This is a genomic window from Rossellomorea oryzaecorticis, assembly GCF_038405515.1.
Lineage (GTDB): Bacteria > Bacillota > Bacilli > Bacillales > Bacillaceae_B > Rossellomorea > Rossellomorea oryzaecorticis_A.
The window spans coordinates 1-422 of sequence record NZ_JBBYAF010000111.1 but is presented as its reverse complement, the minus strand read 5'-3'; the positions used below and the strand labels follow the sequence as shown (position 1 = coordinate 422).

At 44.3% G+C, this 422-nt stretch carries 2 rRNA genes; both read right to left on the bottom strand.

What is annotated here, in order from left to right:
• Window positions 1-87 (bottom strand): 5S ribosomal RNA (gene rrf, locus AAEO50_RS21335); the annotation flags it as partial.
• 251 nt (window positions 88-338) lie between these two features.
• A 23S ribosomal RNA gene (locus AAEO50_RS21330) occupies window positions 339-422 on the bottom strand; the annotation flags it as partial.

The window sequence follows — 422 nt, the reverse complement described above, 5'->3', positions numbered from 1 at the left end:
GATCCCCCAACTACCATCGGCGCTGAAGAGCTTAACTTCCGTGTTCGGCATGGGAACGGGTGTGACCTCTTCGCCATAATCACCAGACGAATATTGCTTACAATGACAAATATTATTATATAATATTTTCAGTGAATTTCAAGGGTAAATTTTAAAAATTTATTCCCTGAAAACTAGATAAAGGATTGATGTCAAGAATACCGGTATCGTATTAATCCAGCTCCGGCGGCTAGAGACTCGAGGTCATTTCCGAGTCAATCAGCTGAGGGAAGAACACCCTCTTCTGCTTGCCCCGAAAATGCTTGTCGTCTCTGAACGAGCCGCCTACGCTTTTTCGTTTGGTTAAGTCCTCGATCGATTAGTATCAGTCAGCTCCACATGTCGCCATGCTTCCACCTCTGACCTATCTACCTAGTCATCTT